A 25,228-nucleotide genomic window follows, 5' to 3' on the forward strand; every position below is an offset into this window, starting at 1 on the left:
TCAGATTATAAGCGCTGTGGCCTGGAAGGCCCGCAGCGCCGGGTGCGCCACGTCGCCGCTGGCCAGCACCACCTTGGTCAGCGCGTCGGCCACGGCGCAGCTGGCGGCGCGCACCGAAACGCTGGGGCCGTGGCCGCGACCGGCCTTGTCGCCGGCGCGGCGACCGGCGGCCGCGCCGCCGTCAAGGTCGTCGCCGCCGACGGCGCCAGTGCCCGCCATGCCGGCCGGGCTGCCGTCGCGCCCGTCGACTAGCGCGCAGACCCGTTGGCCGTTGTGCTCGCGCGCCGAGAAGTAGCCGGCCGAGGTGGCCAGCGCCTCGCCGCGCAGCGCCAGCGTGGCGCCGACCCGGCCCGGGTCGCGCGGCGAGCGCAGCCGCACCGGCCAGGCGTCCGGCCCGATGGCGCGCAGGTCGCCGCCGGCGTTGACGCAGGCGCTGGCCACGCCGGCGCGTTGCAGGGCCGCCAGCGCCAAATCGACCGCGTAGCCCTTGGCGATGCCGCCCAGGTCGACCCAGCCCGGCGCCGCCTTGCGCACCGTGCCGCCGGCCTGGCAGCGCAGCACCGTCAGGCCGGGCCGGTAGCTCGGCGCCTCGTCCTGCGGCGCCGGCAGGCAGCCCCAGGCCACCAGGCGCGGCGCGCAGGCGATGTTGAAGATGTGGTCCGATTGCTCGGCGACGCGCTGCGCCAATCGCAGCACCTGCCAGGTGTGGGGGTGGACGGCCAGCACCTCGCTGGCCCAGGCGCGGTTGAGCCGCGCCACGTCGCTGTCGGCGGCGTGGAAGCTCATCAGCCGGTGCACCAGCGCCACCTCGGCGAAGGCCTGCGAGATGGCCTGCTGCACCGCCTCGTCCGGCAGCGCGTCGGCCACCGAGATCTCGACCAGGGTGCCCAGCCAGGGCTGGGCGCGGCGCATCATTTTTTCAGCACCGCCTGGGCGATGGCGGCGATGCGCCGCACGCCGTCGGTCAGGTGGCTGCAGGACAGGGTGGCGCCGCTGATGTTGGCGATGCCCTCGCCGATGGCGATGCCGCCCTGCGCCGTCTTGCCGACGAACTGGCGGCGCCAGGCCGGCGTGCGGATCTCGCCGCCGTGGCTCTCGCGGTAGCTCAACACCTCGACCTGGCGCACGCTGGCGTCCGGGTTGACGCCGACGGCGTAGGAGATCAGCTCGAACTTGCCGACCACGTCGTCGAGCACCATCCAGCCGAGCAGGGCGTCGCCCTTGTAGGCGCCGAACACGCGCCAGTTGACCGAACGCGCCGCCAGCCCGGCCAGCTTTTCCACCTGCTGCATCTGCGCCGCGTTGAGCGCCACGTTCTGCTCGCGGAAGGCGCCGGCCTCGGGGAACATCAGCTTTTGCGCCTGCTCGGCGCTCAGGTATTGGGTGGCGAACACCGGCGCGCAGGCGGCGCCGGCGGCCAGCGGAATCCATTGCAGATAGCGCATGGCGGCCCCCGCCTAGTAGGAGAAGCCGACGCCCAGGTTCAGGCGGTCGCGCGTCTTGTCCTCGCGGAATTTCTGGTAGTCCGCCTTCAGCACCACGCCCTCGCCGACGCGCAGGTTGGCGCCGACGGTGCTGACCTTCTCGTCGGCGGCCGGCGCCACGCCCAGGCCCTGCGGCGCGGCGGCGTAGCTCTTCGCCGTGTTGAACTGCTCATAGCGCACGAAGGGGCTGAGCGTGTAGTCGCCCGCCTTGAGCAGCTGGTAGGCGGCCTGGGCGTACCAGCCGGCGAAGCTGCGCGGCACCGGGTTGGGGTTGCCGACGAAGGTGGCGTTGAGCTCCTCGGTGTTGCTGATCTGGCCGCGCGCGTACAGCGCCGACAGGGCCCAGTGGCCCGGCGTGTAGCGGGTATGCAGGTCGACCACGGTGACGCGGGCGTCCTGCGCGGCGAAGCCCTCGGTCTTGTGGCCGGCCTTGCCGGTGAAGACGGAGCCGCCCACCAGCAGGCCCGGCACGCCGCGCCAGTTCAGCGCGCCGTGCACGCTCAGGTGGCGCGACTTGGCCAGCTGGCCTTCCTGGTGGATGCTGCCCAGCGGCGACTCGCGGCCGTCGGTGCCGGCGGCGTCCCATTTGGTCAGGTCGAAGCCGGTGGTGATGCCGGCGTCCCAGCTCAGGCCGGCGGCGGTGTCGCCGGACAGGCCGAGGCCGGCCTCGCGCCAGGTCGACGGGATGATCGCCGTCTCGACGAAGTTGCGCTCGACGCCGTAGTAGGCGGTCGGCTCGTGGCTGGTGTTGATCAGGCCGGACGGGATCAGGAACAGGCCGGCCTTGCCGCGCAGGCCGTTGCCGAACTCGCGCTCGACGTAGACCTGCTCGATCGCGCTCTCGCCGGCGTCGTCGGCCGACACCACCGCGTGCTCCCACTCGAATTCCGAGACCAGCTTGGTCTTCTCGTCGAAGCGGTGGGTGATGCCGAACACGACGCGGCGCACGTCGGTCTGCGCCGCGCTGGCGTTCTTGCTCGGGCGGTTGTAGTTGATCTCGCCGTAGCCGGTCAGCACGGTGCGCGGCGCCGAAGCGGACGCCTGCACGGCGGCGGCGCCGGCGCTCTGCACGGCGCTGGCGGCGGCCGCGGCGGCGACGGCCGGCGCTGCCGCCGCCATCTCCTGCTGGCGCTGCTCGACGGCGGCGGTCTTCTTCACGCTGGCCTTCAGTTCGCTTTTCAGCTGTTCCAGCTCGGCGGCCATCTTCTCGATGCGTTGCAGCAGTTCGGCCTCGCCGGCGCTGGCCGCCAGTGGTGCGCTCAGGAAGGCGGCTGCGAGTGCCGTGGCGATCAGTTTCTTGTTCATGGTCGGTTCTCTTGAAAGTTGTAGGGTGTTAGGGGGCGCGGTAACCGTCGGTCAGCGTGCCGAGGAACTGCACGACGTCGTCGATCTCGGCCGGCGACAGGGCCGGCGCCATGCCGGGCTGGCGGTTGTACGGCACTTCGCTGATGTTGACGTTGCGGCGGTACTGCGCCGGCAGGTCGTTGAACTTGTCCACCTTGCCGTCGGCGCCGAGCGGATACCACTCCTCCGGATTGGTGTCGCGCCGCACGTAGAAGGCCACCACGTCCTTAAGGTTGTCGAAGGCGCCGTTGTGGAAGAAGGTGTGGCGGGTCGCCACGTTGCGCAGCGTCGGCACCTTGAAGGCGCCGCACAGGTCGGCGCGGGCGGCCAGGTCGGTGCGGTCCGGGCCGCACAGGCCCAGGTCGAAGTAGGCCGGGTCGGCGGTCGCCTTCAGGCGCGCATTGCGCGGCACGCCCAGGTTGTCGTAGGTGAAGTCGGTGAACAGCGGCGGCGCGCCGTCGGCGCCGCGCATGCTGGCGTGGCAGCCGATGCAGTTGCCCTTGCTGGTGTCGTTGAACAGGGCCAGGCCGCGCAGCTCGGCGTCGGCCAGCTTCACCTTGCCGGCGAGGAACTGGTCGTACTTCGAGTCGAAGGGATGGAAGGCCGTGTCCTCCTTCTGGTACTGCTGCAGCGCGAAGGTGATGCGGCTGAAGGCCTGTTCCGGCTGCTCGAAGATGGCGGCGCCGAACTGCTGGCGGAACTGCTCGGCGTAGCCGGTCTTGCGCAGGCTGGCGACCACCGCCTCCTTGCTGGCGTTGGCCATCTCGTGCGGCGCCAGGAAGGGGCGCTCGGCCTGCTCGGCCAGCGACTGGGCGCGGCCGTCGCGGTCGATGCCGCCGGTCGGCGTGCCTTCCTTGTCGAAGAAGAAGGCCGGCGTCTGGTTCAGGTAGCGCAGCGAGGGCGAGGCGCGGAAGCCTTGGGTGTCGCCGTTCGGCCCGCCCAGCTCGGCCGACAAGTTGCCGACCGGGCCGTGGGCCTGGTCCGGGCTGTGGCAGCTGGCGCAGGACTGCTTGCCGGAGGCCGACAGCGACACGTCCTTGAAGATCTTCTCGCCCAGCTGGGCGGCCTGGCTCAGGCCGGCGGTTTCCGGCGCCGGGACCGGAGCCGGGGTGGCGGAGCCGCCGCCACCGCTACAGGCGGCCAGGGCCAGGGTCAAGACGGCTGCGGCGAGCCGGGCCAGCGCGGGGCCGGTGGAGTATTTGTCGTTGTGCATTGCCTGTTGGAATTGGTTGGTTTAATCGCGAATGAGAATGATTATAGTTTGCGATTGTAATCATGGCAATGATCCGGGGCGGATTGTTGCGTATTTGTCGGCAAATGCGGGAAGTTGACGTCGAATTGACGTGGGCCGTGGCATAAGCGGCCACGCCCGGGGCTAGGGCCGGGCGGGCCGGCCGCCGGCGCAGGATGGCGTTCCGGCGCCGGCTCTGGCAAGATGCGCCCTCACTTCATCGACGAAAGGCCGCGATCCCCATGCGCAAACAACTCACCGCATTACTTGTCGCCGGCGCACTGACCTTGTTGGTGTTGTTTTTGATGTCGTCCGCCGGCAACGCGATCGCCCGCCAGTTCCTGGCGCTGGAGTCCGCATCGCAGACGCGGATCAAGCTGGCCTGCGGCGTGTTGCTGCTGTTGGTCAACGGCGTGCTGGCTGTCGTGGTGGTGCGCCGCAAGCTGCGCGCGCGGCGCGGCCGGGCCGGGTAGGCGAGGGCGCCGCAGCCTGGACGGCGCGGCGCGTGGGGGCGAAGATACGTCTGCTGCTGAGGTCAGGCGGGCAGCACAAACCGCGCCTCCAGTTTGTAAAGCATGTCGAAGGTATTCATCCAGGTTACGCCAAATGCTTCGCAAACATTCGGGATGAGGAATTTTTTCTTCTTTTCGGGGTTATAGGATTCGTGCGTAACGACGGTGGCGCCGGTTGCCATGGCTTTGGCGATCAGCCATGGGTCCGCACCCGACAAAAACTCCTCCACCGCCCCAGGCTTCATTCCCCCGCTCTGAGCCATGACCAAGTTCGCTACTGTTGCAAAGCACATTTGCGTGTCCTCGTCATGGATGCTGATGAACAAGCCGGCGTTGTCCTTTGCCCAAGCCGCAAGTTCGTCATCCCCTTTTCTCAACTCGTCGCCCACCATGGCGATGCTTGCAACGTCCTGCGCGACAAACTTCTGGAGTATCCAGAGCCAGTAAGCCGGACAGACCGTCATGTTGTAGTAGCGGTTTTTCGCCTCGATGAAGGTATTGGCGTCGAGAAGATATTTCATTCATCTACCTTCTCGGCGTAGGTTCGAATCTTTCCGGGTTGGATGCCAAGCAGTTTGCCTGCGTCGCGCAGAAGTAGTCGTCCGCTGAGGGCTTCGGTCAGGACGGCGCGACTGAAGCGCTTGCTGTTCTTCGAACTGGCGGTTTTGTAGAAGTCACCGCGTCCGGCTTTTTTGTGGGCGCGGTAAGCGTTCAGTTCCGACAGGTAATACTGGCTGTATGCCTCGCTGGTAATGAAGCCGAGGTCACAGGCCCGGCGAGCGACGACAAGAGCGCTCACGTGAAACACAGCGGCCAGCTCGGGAAGCTGCGCGAGCCAGTCGCCGGTCTCTCGCCACAAGGCTGTGAACTGCGCAGCCGGCACCAGGAACTCACCTGCCACGGCGTTGCAGAACACCTCGTCACGTCGATTGCTCGACGGCGTGACGCTGGAAATACCGCTGCTTCCAATCCAGATATGTGCCAGTTCATGAATCAGCGTAAACAGTCGTGCTGCGGGCGCATCGGCGATATTGATGAACACAATTGGGGCAAGCTGGTCGCTGATGGCCAAGCCCCGGAACTCGCCGACATCCAGTTTTCGATGCGTATTTGTTCCCACTATCCCACTGCGCATGACCAAGATGCCGGCGGCATCGGCCCCTGCTATCAGTTGTCGGAAGTACTCTTCCCCGCCTTGCCGGTGCGGTGCGGCATTGACTCCCAAAACGGAGCGAATATCCGCTACAACCTCGGCGACCACGGACGCGCTGGAAAATTTTCCCACGAACGGAAGCGGAGTTTGCTCTTGCTCCTTCAAATAGTCGAGGTACCATTCGTGCTTCCTCAGCACCTCGCGTACCGTGTCCAGCAGGTCGGTGCTTGGTTGAGCAGGAGCGGCGCCGCCGACTGTGCGAAGGTCGGGAAGGGGAAGCTGCTCTTTGGGAGCCTCCTTCAGGAACAGATAGCCGAACGGCACACGGGCCAAACTTGCCCATTGCTGAGCCTGTCGAAACGTCGGTTTGCTTTCACCGGATTCCCACGCCAGCACCTTGTCCGCTTTCACGGTGATGCTTTCCGCAAGGTCGGCTTCGCTCAGTCCCGCTCGACGGCGGGACCAAGACATCAGCTTGGGGTTGACAAGTGCGTGGCTCATATTGCAAATAGATTAATGTGCTCCGCCGCACCTGTCAGCCGTTTTTTCATACCGCGTAGGTTCAGCTCAACTTAGTATAGTGCGCTCTTAGGCCAGCAGCGAACGCAGCACCGGCTGCAGAATCGACTTGCCCAGCTCGACGCTGCGCGGGCCGCTCCAGCCCGCTTCCGGGTCCGGGTCGTTGGCGTTGTCCTTGAACGGCATCTCCAAGGTCAGCGACAGGCAGCCGAAGGCGTGGGTGATGTGCGGCGAGCCCATGGTCAGCGTTTCCGGCGTGAACGGCGTGACGCCGTAGCCGTGCAGGTCCTGGAAGTCCGGGCTGGCCACCTTGAAGTCGTCGACGAAGCGCTGCTGCTCGGCCGCCTGCGCGGCGCTGAAGGTTTCCAGCGACTCGCTGCCGGCCACGAACACATACGGCAGACCCTCGTCGCCGTGGATGTCGAGGAACAGGTCGCAGCCGATTTCGTGCATCTTCTGCTTGACGAGGAACACCTCCGGGCTGCGCTCCATGGTCGGCGTCATCCACTCGCGGTTCAGGTTGGCGCCGGCCGCGTTGGTGCGCAGGTTGCCGCGCACCGAGCCGTCCGGGTTCATGTTCGGCACCACGTAGAACACCGCCTCGTTCAGGCACTGGCGGCCGAACGGGTTGGCCGGGTCGAGCAGTGCCTCGACCATGCCTTCGACGAACCACTCGGCCATCGTCTCGCCCGGGTGCTGGCGCGCGATGACCCACACCTTCTTCTCGCTGTCCGGATCGCCGATCACCAACATGTTCAGGTCGCGGCCCTCGACGGTGCTGCCCAGGTCGACCTGCGTGACCAGCGGCGACAGCTGCGCGCTGTCGAGCAGGGCCAGGTGGCGTTCCCACGAGTAGGGCTCGAAGTAGGCGTAGTAGACGCTGTCGAATTCCGGCGTGTGTTCGATCGTCATCACCTTGCCGTCGTAGCTGGTCGGCACGCGGAACCAGGTTTCGCGGTCGTAGCTGGCCACGGCCTGGTAGTCGATCCAGCCGTCCGGGTAGGCGGAGGAACCGGCGTTGAGGAAGCGCAGGTTCAGCGGGGTCGCCTGGGCGCCCTGCACGCGGAAGTAGAACCACTGGACGATGTCGGCGTGCGAGTCCTTGCGGATGTTGAGCTCGATGGCGGACGGGTCTTCCGCGCGCAGCACGTCGATGGCGCCGGCGTCGAATTGGTGGCTGATTTTGATGGACATTGCTTGATTCCTGTTGAATTCAATGTAAATAGTATGGTTTGCGCTCGTGGCGCATGCCGCCATGATACTACTTCGGCAAGCCCGTCAGCGGGCCATGCGGCCATTGCAAGCTTGTCTGTCTGCCTCTACACTGGGGCGGCGGCGGCCGACCCGGCCCGGCCAGCGTTTTTCAAACGAATAATTCTTTGGAGACTTACTAATGGAACGTCGTTCCTTCCTGAAAAAATCCGCCGTCGGCGCATCGGCCGCCGCGCTGGCCGCCCCGGCCCTGGCGCAGGTCCAACCCGCCATTAGCTGGCGCCTGGCCTCGAGCTTTCCCAAGACCCTGGACACCATCTTTGGCGCCTGCGACAAGTTCGTCAAGCGCGTCTCCGAGCTGACCGGCGGCAAGTTCGTCATCCGTCCCTTCGCCGCCGGCGAGATCGTCCCCGGCCTGCAGGTGCTCGACGCCGTCCAGGCCGGCACGGTGGAGATGGGCCACACGCCGTCCTACTACTACTTCGGCAAGTAACCCCACCTTCGCCTTCGACTGCGCGGTGCCCTTCGGCCTGACCTCGCGCCAGCAGACCGCCTGGATGGACCAGGGCGGCGGCCGCGCGCTGACCCGCGAGTTCTTCAAGGGCTACGGCATCGTCAACTTCCTGGCCGGCAACACGGGCACCCAGATGGGCGGCTGGTATCGCAAGGAGATCAAGTCGGTCGCCGACATGAAGGGCCTGAAGATGCGCGTCGCCGGTTTCGCCGGCCGCGTGATGGAACGTATGGGCGTGGTGCCGCAGCAGATTCCCGCCGGCGACGTCTACGCCGCGCTGGAGAAGGGCACCATCGACGCGGCCGAGTGGGTCGGCCCCTACGACGACGAAAAGCTGGGCCTGGCCAAGGTGGCGCCGCACTACTATTCGCCCGGTTGGTGGGAGGCGGGGCCGCAACTGTCGTTTTATATCAACATCAAGGAGTGGGAAAAGCTGCCCAAGGAATACCAGGCGGCCATCGAGGCGGCCAGCTACGAGTGCCACGTGGTGATGCAGGCCGAGTACGACGCCAAGAATCCGGCCGCGCTGGCGCGCCTGATGAAGAACGGCGTCAAGCTGCACAACTTCTCCAAGGATATTCTGGACGAGGCCTACAAGATGTCGACCATCGTCATGGAGGAGGAGGCCGCCAGGAACGCCAAGTTCAAGAAGATCTACGAGCCGTGGAAACGCTTCCGCCACGACCAGAACCAATGGGCCTCGGTGGCCGAGGCGACCATGCAGAACTACCTGATCAGCATCGGCCGCAAGTAGGCGCCGGCACGGCCCAAGCCGCCCGCCGGAACGCGACGAAAGTCAAGTTCGCGGGCGGTTTGAAAGTCGCGCACAATTGAACTTTCCCTAACATTGTTGTCTTGGCTTTGCTAAGTTGGTAGTGGCTGCGCAATCCCGCGCGGCGCCACTCACCAGGAGATTGCAATGGATCACAAGGGCGATAACCATATCAAAGAGCTGGAGAAAAAAATCTCCGCGCTCAGCGACGCGCTGGCCCATCTGGGCAAGGGCACCAGCATGCAGGAACTACTGAAAATCATCCGCTTCCCCGGCTACACCACGCCGGCCGAGTTCATCTTCAACGTCGCCATCCTCGACTCGATGCAGACCCAGGTGGTGCTGTTGGAAAAACTGGGCAACGACCTGCTGGCCGGCGCCAAGCAGGTGGTGCAAAAATAGTTCGTAGAAGGTCTGGCGCGGCGGCAAGCATGCCGCGCCACGCATGGCCACGCTAGACTAGTGCAGGCCGCCGAAGCGCTGGTAGAACGAGGCGTCCGCCTCGGCCGCCAGCTCGTCCTCGCGGTGCAACGTGGCCATGATGTATTGCTCGGCCGGCGCGTAGCTCAGCTGGTAGACGGCGCGCGCCAGCTCGTAGGCCTGGGCGCCCGGCCACGGCTCGGGCAGCAGCTCGACCGGCAGTTGCGGATCGTGCAGCTGGACCCGGCGGTAGGCGTGGACCAGCAGGCTGCGGATGATGAAGGCCTGCTGCGGCTCCAGCGCCGGCGCGCCCTGCAACAGCGCCAGCAGCGGCTGGAACTGCGCCGTGAACCCCTCGTAGCCGGCCACCACGGCGGACAAGTCCCAACCGTCCTCGACCAGCTCGCGCAGCGGCCGGCCGCCGGCCCCGGGCAGGGCGCTTGCTTGGCAGACGAACAGCTTGTCCTTGACGCCCGTGCGCGTCAGCAATTGCTCCAACACCTGGGCGTCCGCCGCCGGATGGCTGAACACGCCGGGCGCGACCACGCTATACCCCTCCCACAACAACTCCTTGCGCAACGCCGCCCGTTCGGCCGCGCCGATGTTGCCGGCGCCGCTGAGCACCAGGGTCCAAGTGCCGTCCCAATGCAGGGTCAGCGGCGCGTAGATGCGCCGGTAGGCGCGGCTGAAGCGGGCCATCGCCTCCGGCGTGATCGAATAGGAGCTGCGCCGGCCGTCGCGCTGGGCGCCCAGCCAGCCCTCCTGCGCCAGGCGGAACACCGAGGTGCGCAGCAGGCGGTCGTTGACGCCGAACGGTTCGAGCAGGTTGATCAGGCTGCCCAGCCAGACCAGGCCGCCGTGCGGCACGATGGCGTCGCCGAAGATGGTCACCACCAGCGATTTCGAGCGCGGCGGGTCGTTGGCGAGGAAGTGGGCGATCCAGTCGTTGCAGGTCATATTTTCATTTTGGCAAAAAACGCGGCGGTTCTCAACCTTGGGTAAAAAACAGGAGTTTACTTTGCCGCGGCATGGGCGCAGCATAATTTTTCATTTTCATGGCAATAAACGGCGCGTAAACGCGGTCGAAGCGCCCGTCCGGCGATGAAAAAACGACGTCAAACACGGTATTTGAGGCCAAATAAGATACGGAATCGCAATCTGACACACAAATTCCGTAGTCAAAGCGAATTATGTATCGTATTATTGATCCATCGCACTTGGAGACAAACATGTACGCACAGATGGTGGAAACCGGCCTCAAAAACGTTCGTTCCCTCGATGACATGGGCGCCGAAGAACGCGCCTTCCAGGCGCGCATCGACGCCGGTGTCAAGATCGAGGCCAAGGACTGGATGCCCGAGGCATACCGCAAGACCCTGATCCGGCAGATCTCGCAGCACGCCCACTCGGAGATCGTCGGCCAGCTGCCCGAGGGCAACTGGGTGACCCGCGCGCCCACGCTCAAACGCAAGTCCATTCTGCTGGCCAAGATCCAGGACGAGGCCGGCCACGGCCTGTATCTGTACAGCGCCGCGGAAACGCTGGGCGTGTCGCGCGACGACCTGCTCGCCGCGCTGCACTCGGGCAAGGCCAAGTATTCGAGCATCTTCAACTACCCCACGCTGAGCTGGGCCGACATGGGCGCCATCGGCTGGCTGGTCGACGGCTCGGCCATCATCAACCAGATCCCGCTGTGCCGCTGCTCCTACGGCCCGTATTCGCGCGCCATGATCCGCGTCTGCAAGGAGGAATCCTTCCACGCCCGCCAGGGCTACGACATCATGATGTCGCTGGCCAAGGGCACGCCGGAACAGAAGGCCATGGCGCAGGACGCGCTGAACCGCTGGTGGTGGCCGTCGCTGATGATGTTCGGCCCGTCCGACGCCGAATCGGTCAACAGCGCGCAGTCGGCGCAGTGGCGCATCAAGCTGTTCTCCAACGACGAGCTGCGCCAGCGCATGGTCGACCAGACCGTGCCGCAGGCCGAGTACCTGGGCCTGACCGTGCCCGACCCCGACCTGAAGTTCAACGCCGAGACCGGCCACTACGAGTTCGGCGCGATCGACTGGTCCGAGTTCCAGAACGTCCTGAAGGGCAACGGCCCCTGCAACCGCGAGCGCCTGCGCACCCGCGTCAAGGCCTACGACGACGGCGAGTGGTTCCGCGATGCGCTGGTCGCCTACGCCGACAAACAAGCCGCGCGCAAAGCCGCCTAGGGACGTTCGAGGGTCAGCGATTCGAGGGTCAGACCCTAGGGTCTGACCCTGGCACGTTGCCCATGGCTGGCAGCATACAAAAAAACACTGAGGAGATCGAGATGAGCAAAGAATGGCCGTTGTGGGAAGTCTTCATCCGCAGCCAGCACGGGCTGGCGCACAAACACGTGGGCAGTCTGCACGCCTCCGACGCCGAAATGGCCGTCAACAACGCGCGCGACGTCTACACCCGCCGCAACGAGGGCGTCAGCATCTGGGTGGTGCGCGCCGCCGACATCGTCGCCAGCAGCCCGGCCGACAAGGGCGCGCTGTTCGAGCCGTCCAACAGCAAAGTCTACCGCCACCCGACCTTCTTCCCGATGCCGGAAGAAGTCAAAAACCTGTAAGCGCGGAGAGCACAATCGTGGATGACAAAGTCAATTACCTGCTGCGCCTGGGCGACAACGCCCTGATCCTCAGCCAGCAGCTGTCGCAGTGGTGCGGCAAGGGCCCGGCGCTGGAGGAGGACATGGCGCTGACCAACGTCTCGCTCGACCTGCTGGGCCAGACCCGCCTGTGGTACGAATACGCCGGCGAGCTCGAAGGCGCCGGCCGCGACGAGGACAAGATCGCCTTCCACCGCGACGCGCACGAGTTCAAGAACTGCCTGCTGCTGGAGCAACCGAACGGCAACTACGCCGACACGATGACGCGCCAGTTCTTCTTCGACACTTGGCACTACTTCCTCATCCGCGGCCTGTGCGGCGCGGCCGACCAGCGCATCGCCGACATCGCCGAAAAATCGCTGAAGGAGGTCACCTACCACCTGCGCCGCAGCGGCGACTTGATCGTCCGCCTGGGCGACGGCAGCGCCGTCAGCCACGCCAAGACCCAGGCCGCCGTCGACGACCTGTGGATGTACAGCGGCGAGGTGTTCGCCTACGACGCGGTCGACCAGGCGATGGTCGACGCCGGCATCGCCCCGCCGGCCGACGAGTTGCGCGCCCACTGGCTCGAGCACGTCGGCGAGATCTTCGCCGAGGCCACGCTGGCCATGCCGGCGCCGGACGCCTGGATGCAAAAGGGCGGCAAGCAGGGCGTGCACAGCGAGCACCTGGGCTACATCCTGGCCGAGATGCAGTTCCTGCAGCGCGCCTATCCGGGTGCGGAGTGGTAGATGGACGCCCCGCAAAGCAGCGTCACCCCTGAACAAATCTGGGCCTGGCTGGGCGAGGTGTCCGATCCCGAGATCCCGGTCATCTCGGTGGTCGACCTGGGCATCGTGCGCGCCGTCGAGGTGTTGAACGACGAGGAATGCGTGGTCACCATCACGCCGACCTACTCGGGCTGCCCGGCCATGCAGGTCATCGCCGACGCCGTCGGCGACGCCCTGCGCGGCCACGGCCTGAAGCACGTGCGGCTGGTCAACCAGCTGTCGCCGGCCTGGACCACCGACTGGATGAGCGAGGCCGGCAGGGTCAAGCTGAAGGACTACGGCATCGCCCCGCCGGCCCAGCAGGTGGTCGACATCAGCGGCCTGACCGCCGGCGTCAAGCGCCACTCGCTGCCGCCCAAGCCCAGCGTGGCCTGTCCGCGCTGCGGCTCGCTGCACACCGAGTTGGCCAGCCAGTTCGGCTCCACCCCCTGCAAGGCGTTGTACAAGTGCCTCGACTGCCGCGAGCCCTTCGACTATTTCAAGTGCCACTAAAACCATGAGCAAATTCTATCCGCTGTCCGTCTCGCAGGTGCGCAACGAAACCCGCGACACCATCGCCGTCACCTTCGCCGTGCCGCCCGAGCTGCGCGACAGCTTCGCCTTCCAGCAGGGCCAGCACCTGACGCTGCGCACCCACATCAACAGCGAGGACGTGCGCCGCTCCTACTCGATCTGCTCGTCGGTGCAGGAGGGCGCGCTGCGCGTCGCCATCAAGCGCACCCAGGGCGGCCTGTTCTCCACCTGGGCCAACGACACGCTCAAAGCCGGCATCGTGCTCGACGTGATGCCGCCGATGGGCCACTTCAACACGCCGCTCGACGCCGCCAACCGCAAGCACTACCTGGCCTTCGCCGCCGGCAGTGGCATCACGCCCATCCTGTCGATCATCAAGACCACCCTGCTGGCCGAGCCGCACAGCCAGTTCACCCTGTTCTACGGCAACCGCGCCTCGTCGACGGTGATCTTCAAGGAGGAGCTGACCGATTTGAAGGACAGCTTCATGCAGCGCCTCAACCTGGCCTACGTGATGAGCCGCGAGCAGCAGGACATCGAGCTGTTCAACGGCCGCATCACCAAGGACAAGTGCGCCCAGTTCCTGCAGCACTGGATCGACATCAAGGACATGGACGTGGCCTTCATCTGCGGCCCGGAGGACATGATGCTGGGCGTCTCCGAGGCGCTGCAGGAGGCCGGCATGCCGAAGGCGAACATCAAGATCGAGCTGTTCGCCGCCAGCATCCCCAAGCACCAGCACAAGCCGCGCGCGCTCGACGTCGCCGGCCACCAGGAGACCGAGGTCACCGTCATCATGGACGGCAACCACACCACCTTCACCATGGACAAGGACAAGGAGTCGCTGCTCGACGCCGGCCTGCGAGCCGGCATCGACATGCGCTACTCCTGCAAGGGCGGCGTGTGCTCGACCTGCCGCTGCAAGCTGGTCGACGGCAAGGTCGACATGGACGTCAACTACGCGCTGGAGGACTACGAGATCGCCCGTGGCTTCGTGCTCAGCTGCCAAAGCTTCCCCGTCACCGACAAGGTGGTGGTCGACTTCGACCAGGCCGAGTAAGGCCGATGAAACCAGCGGCGCAAACCCGGGGTCAGACCCTGTATTGGCGCCGCCGACTTCGGCCAGGCGGCGCGCCGAGGGTCTGACCCCAGCTCGACGCCGCTGGGTTTCGCCAGCCAAAGCAGCACCTTGCATCGCCGCGCCAACCGCAGCATAAAACAAACCTAAAACCGAGACGCCATGACCTACGACACCATCCTCTTCGAGATCGCCGACGGCATCGCCAAGCTGACCCTGAACCGTCCCGACAAACTCAACAGCTTCACCCAGCAGATGCACGAGGAAGTGCGCGACGCCATGCGCCAGGTGAACGCCGACAAGTCGGTGCGCGTGTTCGTGCTGGGCGGCGCCGGCTGCGGCTTCTGCGCCGGCCAGGACCTGTCCGACCGCGCCGTCGAACCCGGCTCCAAGGGCGTCGACCTGGGCGACTCGGTGGAACAGAACTACGCCCCGCTGGTGCTGGCCCTGCGCGCCCTGCCGATGCCGGTGATCTGCGCCGTCAACGGCGTGGCCGCCGGCGCCGGCGCCAACCTGGCGCTGGCCTGCGACATCGTGCTGGCGGCCAAATCGGCCAGCTTCGTCGAGGTGTTCTGCAAGCTCGGCCTGATCCCCGACACCGGCGGCACCTACTTCCTGCCACGCCTGGTCGGCAGCGCGCGCGCCATGGGCATGGCCATGCTGGGCGAAAAACTCACGGCCGAAAAGGCCGAGGCCTGGGGCCTGATCTGGAAGTGCGTGCCCGACGAGGAGCTGGCGGCCGAGACCGACAAGCTGGCGCGCCACTTCGCCAGCGCGCCCACCAAGGGCCTGGCCTTCACCAAGCAGGCGCTGCACGCCAGCGCGCAGAACACCCTGCAGCAGCAGCTCACGCTGGAGTGCGGCATGATGAGCGAGCTGGGCAACAGCGAGGACTACCGCGAGGGCGTGGCCGCCTTCATGGCCAAGCGCGCGCCGCGGTTCCAGGGGAAGTGAGCGATGAGCGCATTGAGCACAGATAAGATCGTCGCCGTCGTCGGCAGCGGCGCCATGGGCGCCGGCATCGCCCAGGTGGCCGCCGTGGCCGGCCACACCGTCAAGCTGTACGACACCCGGCCCGAGGCCGTCGCCAAGGCCCTGGCCGACATCGGCAAGGTGTTCGCCAAGCTGGTCGAGAAGGAGCGCATGAGCGCCGCCGACGCGGCCGCCGCCAACGCCCGCCTGCGCGCCGCCGCCACGCTGGCCGAGCTGGCCGACGCCGCCCTGGTGGTCGAGGCCATCGTCGAGAACCTCGACGTCAAGCGCGGCCTGTTCGCCGAGCTGGAGGCGGTGGTCGGCGACGACTGCATCCTGGCCACCAACACCTCGTCGATCTCGGTCACCGCCATCGCCGCCAAGCTGCGCCTGCCGCAGCGCCTGGTCGGCATGCACTTCTTCAACCCGGTGCCGCTGATGGCGCTGGTCGAGGTGGTCAGCGGCCTGGCCAGCGACGCCGCCGTCGCCGCCAGCGTGTTCGACACCGCCGCCGCCTGGGGCAAGAACCCGGTGCACGCCAAGTCCACCCCCGGCTTCATCGTCAACCGCGTGGCGCGGCCGTTCTACGCCGAGGGCCTGCGCCTGCTGGGCGAGCAGGCCGCCGACGCCGCCACCATCGACGCCGTGCTGCGCGAGGCCGGCGGCTTCCGCATGGGGCCGTTCGAGCTGATGGACCTGATCGGCCACGACGTCAACTACTCGGTGACGCAGTCGGTCTTCAACGCCTACTACGGCGACCCGCGCTTCACGCCGTCCGTGCTGCAGCTGGAGATGGTCAACGCCGGCTTCCTCGGCCGCAAATCGGGACGCGGCTTCTACCAGTACGGCGAGGGTGCCGTGGCGCCGCAGGCGCAGGCCGAGGCGGCGCAGCCGAAGCCCGAATTCGTCAGCTACACCTTCGACAGCGGCGCCCGCAGCGCCGTCTGCGACGCGCTGGCGGCCCGCCTCAAGCAGGCCGGCATCGAGGTCAGCGCGCGCAAGCCGGCCGAGGGCCACGGCTCGCCGGACCTGGCGCCGGCCTTCCACTGCAACGGCGCCGCCGTCTACCTGAGCGACGGCCGCAGCGCCACCGCCCGGGCGCGCGACAACCACCATCCGGACACCGTGCTGTTCGACCTGGCGCTGGACTACGCCAAGGCCACGCGCATCGCCGTGGCCTGCTCCGACCAATGCGACCCGGCCGCGTACAAGGCCGTGGTCGGCCTGTTCCAGGCCGCCGGCTTCACCGTCACCCGCCTGGACGACGTGCCCGGCCTGGCCGTGATGCGCACCGTCGCCATGCTGGCCAACGAGGCGGCCGACGCCGTCAACCAGGGCGTTTGCAGCGCCCAGGCGGCCGACACCGCCATGCAGAAGGGCGTCAACTACCCGCGCGGCCCGCTGGCCTGGGCCGACGCCGTCGGCATCAACCAGATCGTCACGGTGCTGCACAACCTGGCTGCGGCCTACGGCGAGGACCGCTACCGCGTCGCGCCGCTGCTGCGCCGCAAACAGGCGGCGGGAGGGAGCTTCCATGCATAAGGACGCCCACCCGGCGCTGAGTACGCTCGAGGCGCAGGCCGAGGCGCATGCGCAGGCCCTGGCGCTGGCCAAGCAGGCCGGCGCCGCCATGTTCGCGCGCGACCGCGCCAGCCAGGCGCTGGGCATGACATTGGATGAAATACGCCCCGGCTATGCGCGCATGAGCATGCCGGTGCGAGAGGACATGCTGAACGGGCACCAGACCTGCCACGGCGGCTTTATCTTCGCGTTGGCGGACAGCGCCTTCGCGTTCGCGTGCAACAGCCACAACCAAAACACGGTTGGCGCCGGCTGCACGATCGACTACCTGGCCCCCGGCCGGCAGCACGACACGCTGTGCGCGGAAGCGCAGGAGCAGGCGCTGGCCGGCAAGAGCGGCATCTACGACATCCGGGTCAGCAACCAGGACGGCCGCCTCATCGCGCTGTTCCGCGGCAAATCGCACCGCGTCAACGGCGAGGTGGTGCCGACCACCGCGCCGGCCTGACCGCGCGGCTGCGCGGCCGCGCGCCCCGACCCGAACCAGTATCAGTACCAGCACAAAAAATCAAGGAGACACCGATGGTCCAACGTACCCCCGCTCCAGCCGACCTGGAGCCGATCGAGCGCGCCAGCAAGGACGAGCTGCAAGCGCTGCAACTGCAACGGATGAAATGGTCGCTGCAGCACGCCTACGACAACGTGCCGCACTACCGCGCCGCCTTCGACGCGGCCGGCGTCCACCCCGACGACCTGAAGACGCTGGCCGACCTGGCCAAGTTCCCCTTCACCGGCAAGAAGGAGCTGCGCGAGAACTACCCCTTCGGCATGTTCGCCGTGCCGCGCGAGCGCATCGCCCGCATCCACGCCTCGAGCGGCACCACCGGCAAGCCGACCGTGGTCGGCTACACCCTGAAGGACATCGACACCTGGGCCAACGTGGTGGCCCGCTCGATCCGCGCCGCCGGCGGCCGCGCCGGCGACATGGTGCACATCGCCTACGGCTACGGCCTGTTCACCGGCGGCATGGGCGCCCACTACGGCGCCGAGCGCCTGGGTTGCACCGTGGTGCCGATGTCGGGCGGCCAGACCGAGAAGCAGGTGCAGCTGATCTGCGACTTCAAGCCGGACATCATCATGGTCACGCCCTCGTACATGTTGAACATCATCGAGGAATTCCAGCGCCAGGGCATCGACCCGGCGGAAAGCTCGCTCAAGGTCGGCATCTTCGGCGCCGAGCCGTGGACCGGCGCCATGCGCGGCGAGATCGAGAGCCGCGCCGGCATCGACGCGGTCGACATCTACGGCCTGTCCGAGGTGATGGGCCCCGGCGTGGCCAGCGAGTGCATCGAGAGCAAGGACGGCCCGGTCATCTGGGAGGACCATTTCTACCCCGAGATCATCGACCCCGAGACCGGCGAGGTGCTGCCCGACGGCGCCGAGGGCGAGCTGGTGTTCACCTCGCTGACCAAGGAGGCGCTGCCGATCATCCGCTACCGCACGCGCGACCTGACGCGGCTGCTGCCGGCCACCTCGCGCTCGATGCGCCGCATCGACAAGATCACCGGCCGTTCCGACGACATGCTGATCATCCGTGGCGTCAACGTCTTCCCCAGCCAGATCGAGGAGCTGATCCTGAAGATGCCCAAGCTGGCGCCGCACTACCAGCTGGTGGTCTCGCGCGAGGGCCACCTCGACAAGCTCGACGTGATCGGCGAACTGCGCGCCGACATCTCCGGCCGCCTGACCGACTTCGAGACCGACGCCCTGGCGCGCGAGCTCGAGCACCATATCAAGACCCACGTCGGCGTCACCACCAAGGTGCGCCTGCTGGCGGCCAACAGCATCGAACGCACGCTCACCGGCAAGGCCAAGCGCGTGGTCGACAAGCGACCAAGAACCCCGAACTAAGGAGCTGATGTGAACGACGCATTTATCTGTGACGCGGTACGCACCCCCTTCGGCCGCTACGGCGGCGCGCTGGCCACCGTGCGCGCCGACGACCTGGCGGCGCTGCCCATCGCCGCCCTCATCGCGCGCAACCCCGGCGTCGACTGGACCACGGTCGACGACGTCTTCTACGGCTGCGCCAACCAGGCCGGCGAGGACAACCGCAACGTCGGCCGCATGGCCGCGCTGCTGGCCGGCCTGCCGGTCGAGGTGCCGGCCAGCACCGTCAACCGCCTGTGCGGCTCCAGCCTGGACGCGGTCGGCATGGCCGCGCGCGCCATCAAGGCGGGCGAGGCGCAGCTGGTCATCGCCGGCGGCGTCGAGAGCATGAGCCGCGCCCCCTTCGTCATGGGCAAGGCCGACAGCGCCTACTCGCGCGCCGCCAAGATCGAGGACACCACCATCGGCTGGCGCTTCGTCAACCCGCTGATGAAGGCCAAGTACGGCATCGACAGCATGCCCGAGACGGCCGAGAACGTGGCCGAGCAGTTCGCCGTCAGCCGCGCCGACCAGGACGCCTTCGCCGTGCGCAGCCAGCAGCGCTGGGCCGCCGCCCACGCCGCCGGCGTGTTCGCCCAGGAGATCGTGCCGGTGGTGCTGGCGCAGAAGAAGGGCGAACCGAAGATCGTCGACACCGACGAGCATCCACGTCCCGACACCACCATCGAAATGCTGGCCAAGCTGAAGGGCGTGGTGCGGCCGGACGGCAGCGTCACCGCCGGCAACGCCTCCGGCGTCAACGACGGCGCCTGCGCCATCCTGCTGGCGTCGGCCGCCGCCGCCGAGCGCTTTGGTTTGAAGAAGCGCGCCCGCGTGCTGGGCATGGCCACCGCCGGCCTGGCGCCGCGCATCATGGGCTTCGGCCCGTCGCCGGCCAGCAAGAAGGTGCTGGCGCTGACCGGCCTGACCATCGAACAGATGGACGTGATCGAACTCAACGAGGCCTTCGCCGCCCAGGGCCTTGCGGTGACGCGCGACCTCGGCCTGGCCGACGACGCGCCGCAGGTCAACCCGAACGGCGGCGCCATCGCCATCGGCCACCCGCTGGGCGCCTCCGGCGCGCGGCTGGTGCTGGCCGCGCTCAACCAGTTGGAGCGCACCGGCGGACGCTACGGCCTGTGCACCATGTGCATCGGCGTCGGTCAGGGCATCGCGCTGGTCATCGAGCGGGTCTGAAGTAGCATGCCGGCTGGTCGAACGAACCCAGCGGCGTAAATCTAGGGTCAGACCCTAGCGCCAAGGCGGGGAGTCTGACCCTGGCTCGTTGCCGCTGGGGTTTGTTGGCGTCGCTGGCGCCTTAACAGAAGCATCCATAAAAATGATATCAATCTGGGAGACAAGCATGCTGTCGAAAGTCGTCAAGAAGTCCGTCATCGCCGCCGCGCTCGCGCTGCTGGCGCAATCCGCCTTCGCCGTCGAGAACATCAAGATCGGTTCGGTCTTGTCCGTCTCCGGCCCGGCCGCCTTTTTGGGCGACCCGGAGCTGAAAACGCTGCAGATGTACATCGAGAAGATCAACGCCGAGGGCGGCGTGTTGGGCCGCAAGCTCGAACTGGTCCACTACGACGACGGCAGCGACGCCGCCAAGGCCAACGGCTTCACCAAGCGCTTGATCGAGTCCGACAAGGTCGACGTGCTGATCGGCGGCACCACCACCGGCGCGACCATGGCGATGGCGCCGCTGGTCGACAAGGCCGGCCTGCCCTTCATCTCGCTGGCCGGCGCGGTGGTGATCATCGACCCGGTGAAAAAATGGGTGTTCAAGACGCCGCACACCGACCGCATGGCCGCCGAGAAGGTCTTCGAGGACATGAAGAAGCGCGGCATCAGCAAGGTCGGCATGCTGTCCGAGACCAGCGGCTTCGGCTCGTCCGGCCGCAAGGAATCGCAGACGGTGGCGGCCAAGTACGGCATCACCCTGGTGGCCGACGAGACCTACGGACCGAAGGACACCGACATCACCGCCCAGCTGACCCGCATCAAGGGCGCCGCCGGCGTGCAGGCGGTGTTCGTCTTCGGCCTGGGCCAGGGCCCGGCGGTGGTGACCAAGAACTACGGCCAGCTGGGCATGACCGCTCTGCCGATGTACCAGTCGCACGGCGTCGCCTCGGACGAGTACATCAAGCTGTCCGGCAAGGCGGCCGAGGGCGTGCGCCTGCCGACGCCGGCGCTGCTGATCGGCGCCATGCTGCCGGCGGCCGACGCGCAAAAGACCATCGTGGTCGGCTACGACAAGGCCTACAAGGAGCGCTACAAGATCGACCCGTCGACCTTCGGCGGCTACGCGCTGGACGCGCTGAACCTGTCGGTCGACGCAATCAAGCGCGCCGGCTCCACCGACAAGGAGAAGGTGCGCACCGCGCTGGAAACCACCAAGGGCTTCGTCGGCACCACCGGCGTGTTCAATATGTCGCCGACCAACCATATGGGGCTCGACCTGTCGGCCTTCCGCATGGTCGAAGTCAAAAGCGGCGACTGGCAGTTGCTCAAGTAATTAGCGCGGCGCGCCGCAGGTTGCCGCAAGAGCAGCCGGCGCGCCCCGGGTCGACCGACCCGCGCACCTCAGAACTAAGACGGAGACACCCATGTTTGCCCAATTTTTGCAGTTCCTCTTTTCCGGCATGACGGTCGGCGCGGCCTACGCGCTGGCCGCGCTCGGCTTCACCATCATCTACAACACCAGCGGCGTGATCAACTTCGCCCAGGGCGAGTTCATCATGCTGGGCGGGATGCTGGCCGCCATCATGGCCTCGGCCGGCGTGCCGCTGCCGCTGGCCATCGTGGTCGCCGTCGTGCTCACCGGCCTGGTCGGCCTGCTGATGGAAAAGCTGGTCATCGAACCGGCGCAGAACGCCCAGGTGGTCACGCTGATCATCATCACCATCGGCGCCTCGCTGGTGGTGCGCGGCCTGGTGCAGATCTGGCTGGGCAAGGCGACCCATTCGCTGCCGGCCTTCTCGGGCGACACGCCGATCGTCGTCTTCGGCGCCAGCCTGCTGCCGCAAAGCCTGTGGGTGCTCGGCGTCACCCTGGCCATCGTCGGCGCGCTCGGCTGGTTCTTCGGCCGCACCTTGCTCGGCAAGGCGATGCTGGCCACCTCGCACAACAAGCTGGCGGCGCGCCTGGTCGGCATCAACACGCGCCGCGTGCTGTTGTTCTCCTTCGGCCTGGCGGCCCTGCTGGGCGCCGTCGGCGGCATCCTGGTGGCGCCGATCACCTACACCTCCTACGACGCCGGCATCATGCTGGGCCTGAAGGGCTTCGTCGCCGCCGTGCTGGGCGGCCTTGGCGGCGGCCTGGGCGCGGTGGCCGGCGGCCTGATCCTCGGCATCGCCGAGGCCATGACGGCCGGTTACATCTCGTCGGCCTACAAGGACGCCGTGCCTTTCGTGCTGATCCTGCTGATCCTGTTCTTCCTACCGCGCGGCCTGTTCGGCGCCAAAGTATCGGAGCGTGTATGAGCGGCGTGTTGAAAGCGCTGTTCGAGCGCAATCGCGGCCTGCTGGTGTTGGCGCTGGTGCTGGCGGCGCTGCCGCTGGTGCTGCCCAACGCCTTCTACTACGACGTGGCGATCCGCATCGCGCTGAACGCCGTGGTGGTGATCGGCCTCAATCTGCTGATGGGCTACACCGGCCAGATCAGCCTGGGCCACGCCGGCTTCTACGGCCTGGGCGCCTACGCCTCGGCCGTGCTGACCACCCACTACAACTGGCCGCCGCTGGCCGCGCTGGCGGCGGGCGCCGTCGCCACCGGCCTGCTGGCGCTGCTGCTGGCGCGTCCCGTGCTCAAGCTGAAGGGCCACACGCTCGCCATGGCCACGCTGGGGCTGGGCATCATCATCTCCATCGTCATCAACAACGAGACGCAGTGGACCGGCGGCCCGGACGGCATCGCCGTTCCCGCCTTCGCGCTGCTGGGCTTGGAGATCGGCGGCGAGAAGTCCTGGTACGCCGTCTGCGCCGCCCTGCTGCTGCTGTTCACCTGGTTCGCTCTGAACCTGATCGACTCGCCGGCCGGCCGCGCGCTGCAAGCCATCCACGGCTCCGAGGTCGCCTCGCGCGTCGCCGGCATCGACACCACCCGCTTCAAGGTCAAGGTGTTCGTGCTGTCGGCCGTGGTGGCCAGCATCGCCGGCAGCATCAGCGCCCACTACATCGGCTTCATCACGCCCAACCTGGCCGGCTTCTTCCACTCGATCGAGCTGGTGACCATGGTGGTGGTGGGCGGCATGGCCTCGGTGTTCGGCTCTATTGTCGGCGCCGCGCTGCTGACCATCCTGCCGCAACTGCTGTCGAGCTTCGAGGGTTGGGAGACGGTGGTGTTCGGCGTGATCCTGATGGCCACCATGATCTTCATGCCGCGCGGCCTGGTGCCCAGCCTGGCGCAGCGCCGCCACAAGCACAAGGCGGCCGAGCCGGCGCACGCCGCAGTGGACAAGGTCGCGGCCAAGGCCGCAACCAGCGCCAAGCAAGGGAGCTGACATGCTGACCATACAAAACCTGAGCAAGAGCTTCGGCGGCGTGCACGCCGTGCAGGACGTCAGCTTCTCCATCAAGGAGGGCGCCATCCACTCGGTGATCGGACCGAACGGCGCCGGCAAGACCACGCTGTTCAACCTGATCACCGGCGTCTACACGCCCAGCGCCGGCCAGGTCGTCCTGCGCGGCGAGAACGTCGCCGGCCTGTCGCCGGACGCGCTGGCGCGCCGAGGCATGAGCCGCACCTTCCAGAATCTGCAGGTGTGCATGAACATGACGGCGCTCGACAACGTGATGGTCGGCGCCCACCTGCGGCTGAACCAGAGCCTGTTCGCCGCCATGCTGCGCCTGCCCTCGCTGCGCCGCGCCGACGTGGCCTGCCGCGACGAGGCGGCGCAGTTGATGGATTTCGTCGGCGTCGGCCGCTACATCGACGCCGAGGCCAGCCAGATGCCCTACGGCGCCCTGAAGCGGCTGGAGATCGCCCGCGCCCTGGCGGCGCGGCCCAAGGTGCTGCTGCTGGACGAACCGGCCGCCGGCCTGAACCACACCGAGACCGGCGAGATCGAGGCGCTGATCCGCAAGGTGGCGCAGTCCGGCGTGACGGTGGTGCTGGTCGAGCACGACATGAAACTGGTGATGAACCTGTCCGACCATATCCTGGTGCTGGACTACGGCAAAAAGCTGGCCGAAGGGAGCGCCGCCGAAGTGCGCGCCAACCCGGACGTGGTGGCGGCCTATTTGGGAGTGGCGGCATGAAGATGGACGTGAACCCGATTATCCGGCCGCTGCTGGCCATTGAAGGACTGACCAGCCACTACGGCCGCATCCAGGCGCTGCACGGCATCGACCTGGAAATCGGCCAGGGCCAGCTGGTCGCCCTGGTCGGCGCCAACGGCGCCGGCAAGACCACGCTGCTGCGCGCCATCTCCGGCGTGCAGCCGATCAGCGGCGGCGGCATCCGCTTCGGCGGCGAAGAGATCGCCCGCGTCAGCGCCGACCGCCGCGTGCGCGCCGGCATCTGCCAAGTGCCCGAGGGGCGCCAAGTGTTCGGCCCCATGTCGGTCGAGGACAATCTGCGCCTGGGCGCCTTCACCCGGCCCAAGGAGGAACCTGGCCGGCGACATGGAACGCATGTACCAGCTGTTCCCCATCCTCAAGGAGAAGCGCCTGCTGTTGGCCGGCACCCTGTCCGGCGGCCAGCAGCAGATGTTGGCGATGGCGCGCGCGCTGATGGGCCGGCCCAAGCTGCTGCTGCTCGACGAGCCGAGCATGGGCCTGGCGCCCTTGCTGATCGCCGAGATTTTCCGTATCGTCAAAAGCCTGCGCGACCAGGGCATCACCATCTTCCTGGTCGAGCAGAACGCCCGCGCCGCGCTGTCGATCGCCGACGTCGGCTACGTCATCGAGACGGGCGCCATCACGCTGTCCGGCCCCGGCCCCGAGCTGCTGGACAACGAACAAGTGCAGAGCGCCTACCTGGGCATGTGAGCGAAAACGAGGAAACGAGCATGGTAAAAGTTTATGAGATCAACGGCGTCACGCCGGTCGTCCACCCCAGCGCCTACGTGCACCCGAGCGCGGTGCTGATCGGCGACGTCATCGTCGGCCCGCGCTGCTACATCGGCCCGCTGGCCGCGCTGCGCGGCGACTTCGGCCGCCTGATCATGGAGGAGGGCTCGAACCTGCAGGACACCTGCGTCATGCACGGCTTCCCCGGCTGCGACACGGTGGTCGAGGTGGACGGCCACATCGGCCACGGCGCCGTGCTGCACGGCTGCCGCATCGGCCGCAACGCCCTGGTCGGCATGAACGCGGTGGTGATGGACAACGCCGTCGTCGGCGAAAACAGCATCGTCGCCGCGATGAGCTTCGTCAAGGCCGGCATGGTGATCCCGCCGCGCAGCATGGCGGTCGGCTCGCCGGCCCGCGTGCTGCGCGCGCTGAGCGACGAAGAGATCAAATGGAAGAGCGCCGGCACCGGCCAATACCAGGAGCTGGCGATCCGCTCGATGCAAACCATGCGCCTGGTCGAGGCCCTGAGCGAAGTGGAGTCGGACCGCAAGCGCATCGACTGGGACAGCGCGCTGCCGCTGCACCTGCACAAAAACGCGTCCGCCTGACCCCCGACATTATCAACTTAT

The 25,228-nt window shown here is 67.1% G+C and carries 25 protein-coding genes and 2 pseudogenes; 19 read left to right on the forward strand and 8 right to left on the reverse strand.

Translation table 11 applies throughout. The features are described 5' to 3' along the window. The 4 genes from QC826_RS02135 to QC826_RS02150 are packed head-to-tail and all read right to left on the reverse strand — an operon-like array spanning position 1 to position 4,041. A complete protein-coding gene (locus QC826_RS02135) occupies positions 1–915 on the reverse strand; it encodes an FAD:protein FMN transferase (protein ID WP_279764198.1) in 915 nt (304 codons plus the stop codon). Further along, positions 912–1,445 carry an FMN-binding protein gene (locus tag QC826_RS02140; RefSeq protein WP_279764199.1) on the reverse strand — a complete coding sequence of 178 codons (534 nt, stop codon included), beginning with the start codon at positions 1,443–1,445 and terminating at the stop codon, positions 912–914. Before QC826_RS02140 ends, QC826_RS02135 begins: the two co-directional genes overlap by 4 nt. A 12-nt stretch (positions 1,446–1,457) precedes the next feature. After that, on the reverse strand, positions 1,458–2,789 hold the full coding sequence (locus tag QC826_RS02145) for a hypothetical protein (protein ID WP_279764200.1): 1,332 nt from the start codon (positions 2,787–2,789) through the stop codon (positions 1,458–1,460). A gap of 28 nt (positions 2,790–2,817) precedes the next feature. Beyond that, positions 2,818–4,041, reverse strand: a complete 1,224-nt coding sequence (locus QC826_RS02150) for a cytochrome-c peroxidase (protein ID WP_279764201.1) — start codon at positions 4,039–4,041, stop codon at positions 2,818–2,820. 260 nt (positions 4,042–4,301) lie between these two features. Between QC826_RS02150 and QC826_RS02155 the strand changes: the two genes are divergently transcribed. Further along, on the forward strand, positions 4,302–4,532 hold the full coding sequence (locus tag QC826_RS02155) for a hypothetical protein (RefSeq protein WP_279764202.1): 231 nt from the start codon (positions 4,302–4,304) through the stop codon (positions 4,530–4,532). 62 nt (positions 4,533–4,594) lie between these two features. Here QC826_RS02155 and QC826_RS02160 read toward each other — a convergent pair whose 3' ends face one another. The 3 genes from QC826_RS02160 to QC826_RS02170 form a co-directional block, all read right to left on the reverse strand. Further along, positions 4,595–5,092, reverse strand: a complete 498-nt coding sequence (locus tag QC826_RS02160; RefSeq protein ID WP_279764203.1) for a DUF4411 family protein — start codon at positions 5,090–5,092, stop codon at positions 4,595–4,597. Then, positions 5,089–6,225, reverse strand: a complete 1,137-nt coding sequence (locus QC826_RS02165; RefSeq protein ID WP_279764204.1) for an ImmA/IrrE family metallo-endopeptidase — start codon at positions 6,223–6,225, stop codon at positions 5,089–5,091. Before QC826_RS02165 ends, QC826_RS02160 begins: the two co-directional genes overlap by 4 nt. 87 nt (positions 6,226–6,312) lie before the next feature. Further along, entirely contained in the window at positions 6,313–7,437 is a 1,125-nt protein-coding gene (locus tag QC826_RS02170; protein WP_279764205.1) for a M14-type cytosolic carboxypeptidase, read from the reverse strand. Between the two features lie 199 nt (positions 7,438–7,636). On the opposite strand from QC826_RS02170, the pseudogene QC826_RS02175 reads away from it, so the two are divergent. Continuing rightward, a pseudogene (locus QC826_RS02175) lies at positions 7,637–8,723 on the forward strand (TRAP transporter substrate-binding protein). 165 nt (positions 8,724–8,888) lie between these two features. Next, a complete protein-coding gene (locus QC826_RS02180) occupies positions 8,889–9,143 on the forward strand; it encodes a hypothetical protein (RefSeq protein ID WP_093382309.1) in 255 nt (84 codons plus the stop codon). Between the two features lie 57 nt (positions 9,144–9,200). Here the strand turns inward: QC826_RS02180 and paaX are convergent, their stop codons facing one another. Further along, a complete protein-coding gene (gene paaX / locus QC826_RS02185) occupies positions 9,201–10,118 on the reverse strand; it encodes a phenylacetic acid degradation operon negative regulatory protein PaaX (RefSeq protein ID WP_279764206.1) in 918 nt (305 codons plus the stop codon). 272 nt (positions 10,119–10,390) lie between these two features. Between paaX and paaA the strand changes: the two genes are divergently transcribed. The 16 genes and pseudogenes from paaA to QC826_RS02265 all read left to right on the forward strand — a co-directional run bounded on the left by paaA (position 10,391) and on the right by QC826_RS02265 (position 25,207). Beyond that, positions 10,391–11,377, forward strand: a complete 987-nt coding sequence (paaA, locus tag QC826_RS02190) for a 1,2-phenylacetyl-CoA epoxidase subunit PaaA (protein WP_093382314.1) — start codon at positions 10,391–10,393, stop codon at positions 11,375–11,377. Between the two features lie 101 nt (positions 11,378–11,478). Continuing rightward, complete coding sequence (paaB, locus tag QC826_RS02195; protein ID WP_093382317.1) at positions 11,479–11,763, forward strand: 1,2-phenylacetyl-CoA epoxidase subunit PaaB; 285 nt, start codon at positions 11,479–11,481, stop codon at positions 11,761–11,763. Between the two features lie 17 nt (positions 11,764–11,780). Then, positions 11,781–12,533 (forward strand): 1,2-phenylacetyl-CoA epoxidase subunit PaaC, encoded by a 753-nt coding sequence (paaC, locus tag QC826_RS02200; RefSeq protein WP_279764207.1) that lies wholly within the window; start codon positions 11,781–11,783, stop codon positions 12,531–12,533. After that, on the forward strand, positions 12,534–13,064 hold the full coding sequence (gene paaD / locus QC826_RS02205) for a 1,2-phenylacetyl-CoA epoxidase subunit PaaD (protein ID WP_279764208.1): 531 nt from the start codon (positions 12,534–12,536) through the stop codon (positions 13,062–13,064). Positions 13,065–13,068: 4 nt separating this feature from the next. After that, a complete protein-coding gene (paaE, locus tag QC826_RS02210) occupies positions 13,069–14,145 on the forward strand; it encodes a 1,2-phenylacetyl-CoA epoxidase subunit PaaE (RefSeq protein WP_279764210.1) in 1,077 nt (358 codons plus the stop codon). Positions 14,146–14,325: 180 nt separating this feature from the next. Then, complete coding sequence (gene paaG, locus QC826_RS02215) at positions 14,326–15,117, forward strand: 2-(1,2-epoxy-1,2-dihydrophenyl)acetyl-CoA isomerase PaaG (RefSeq protein WP_279764211.1); 792 nt, start codon at positions 14,326–14,328, stop codon at positions 15,115–15,117. A 3-nt stretch (positions 15,118–15,120) separates the two neighbouring features. Next, on the forward strand, positions 15,121–16,677 hold the full coding sequence (gene paaH / locus QC826_RS02220; RefSeq protein ID WP_279764212.1) for a 3-hydroxyacyl-CoA dehydrogenase PaaH: 1,557 nt from the start codon (positions 15,121–15,123) through the stop codon (positions 16,675–16,677). Positions 16,678–16,765: 88 nt separating this feature from the next. Then, positions 16,766–17,164 carry a hydroxyphenylacetyl-CoA thioesterase PaaI gene (gene paaI / locus QC826_RS02225; RefSeq protein ID WP_245774053.1) on the forward strand — a complete coding sequence of 133 codons (399 nt, stop codon included), beginning with the start codon at positions 16,766–16,768 and terminating at the stop codon, positions 17,162–17,164. A 74-nt stretch (positions 17,165–17,238) separates the two neighbouring features. Next, positions 17,239–18,567, forward strand: coding sequence for a phenylacetate--CoA ligase PaaK (paaK, locus tag QC826_RS02230; RefSeq protein ID WP_279764213.1), 1,329 nt, complete (start codon positions 17,239–17,241; stop codon positions 18,565–18,567). Between the two features lie 9 nt (positions 18,568–18,576). Then, positions 18,577–19,782, forward strand: coding sequence for a 3-oxoadipyl-CoA thiolase (gene pcaF / locus QC826_RS02235; protein ID WP_279764214.1), 1,206 nt, complete (start codon positions 18,577–18,579; stop codon positions 19,780–19,782). A 166-nt stretch (positions 19,783–19,948) separates the two neighbouring features. Further along, positions 19,949–21,100 (forward strand): ABC transporter substrate-binding protein, encoded by a 1,152-nt coding sequence (locus QC826_RS02240; protein WP_279764215.1) that lies wholly within the window; start codon positions 19,949–19,951, stop codon positions 21,098–21,100. A 91-nt stretch (positions 21,101–21,191) separates the two neighbouring features. Beyond that, positions 21,192–22,067 carry a branched-chain amino acid ABC transporter permease gene (locus tag QC826_RS02245; protein ID WP_279764216.1) on the forward strand — a complete coding sequence of 292 codons (876 nt, stop codon included), beginning with the start codon at positions 21,192–21,194 and terminating at the stop codon, positions 22,065–22,067. After that, positions 22,064–23,086 carry a branched-chain amino acid ABC transporter permease gene (locus QC826_RS02250; protein ID WP_279764217.1) on the forward strand — a complete coding sequence of 341 codons (1,023 nt, stop codon included), beginning with the start codon at positions 22,064–22,066 and terminating at the stop codon, positions 23,084–23,086. Before QC826_RS02245 ends, QC826_RS02250 begins: the two co-directional genes overlap by 4 nt. 1 nt (position 23,087) lies before the next feature. After that, a complete protein-coding gene (locus QC826_RS02255; protein ID WP_279764218.1) occupies positions 23,088–23,843 on the forward strand; it encodes an ABC transporter ATP-binding protein in 756 nt (251 codons plus the stop codon). 29 nt (positions 23,844–23,872) lie between these two features. Continuing rightward, positions 23,873–24,575 (forward strand): annotated as a pseudogene (locus QC826_RS02260) (ABC transporter ATP-binding protein). Positions 24,576–24,595: 20 nt separating this feature from the next. Next, positions 24,596–25,207, forward strand: a complete 612-nt coding sequence (locus QC826_RS02265) for a phenylacetic acid degradation protein PaaY (RefSeq protein WP_279764219.1) — start codon at positions 24,596–24,598, stop codon at positions 25,205–25,207. The last annotated feature ends 21 nt before the right edge of the window (positions 25,208–25,228 follow it).

The sequence above is a fragment of the Rugamonas sp. DEMB1 genome (assembly GCF_029834475.1).
GTDB lineage: Bacteria > Pseudomonadota > Gammaproteobacteria > Burkholderiales > Burkholderiaceae_D > Rugamonas > Rugamonas rubra.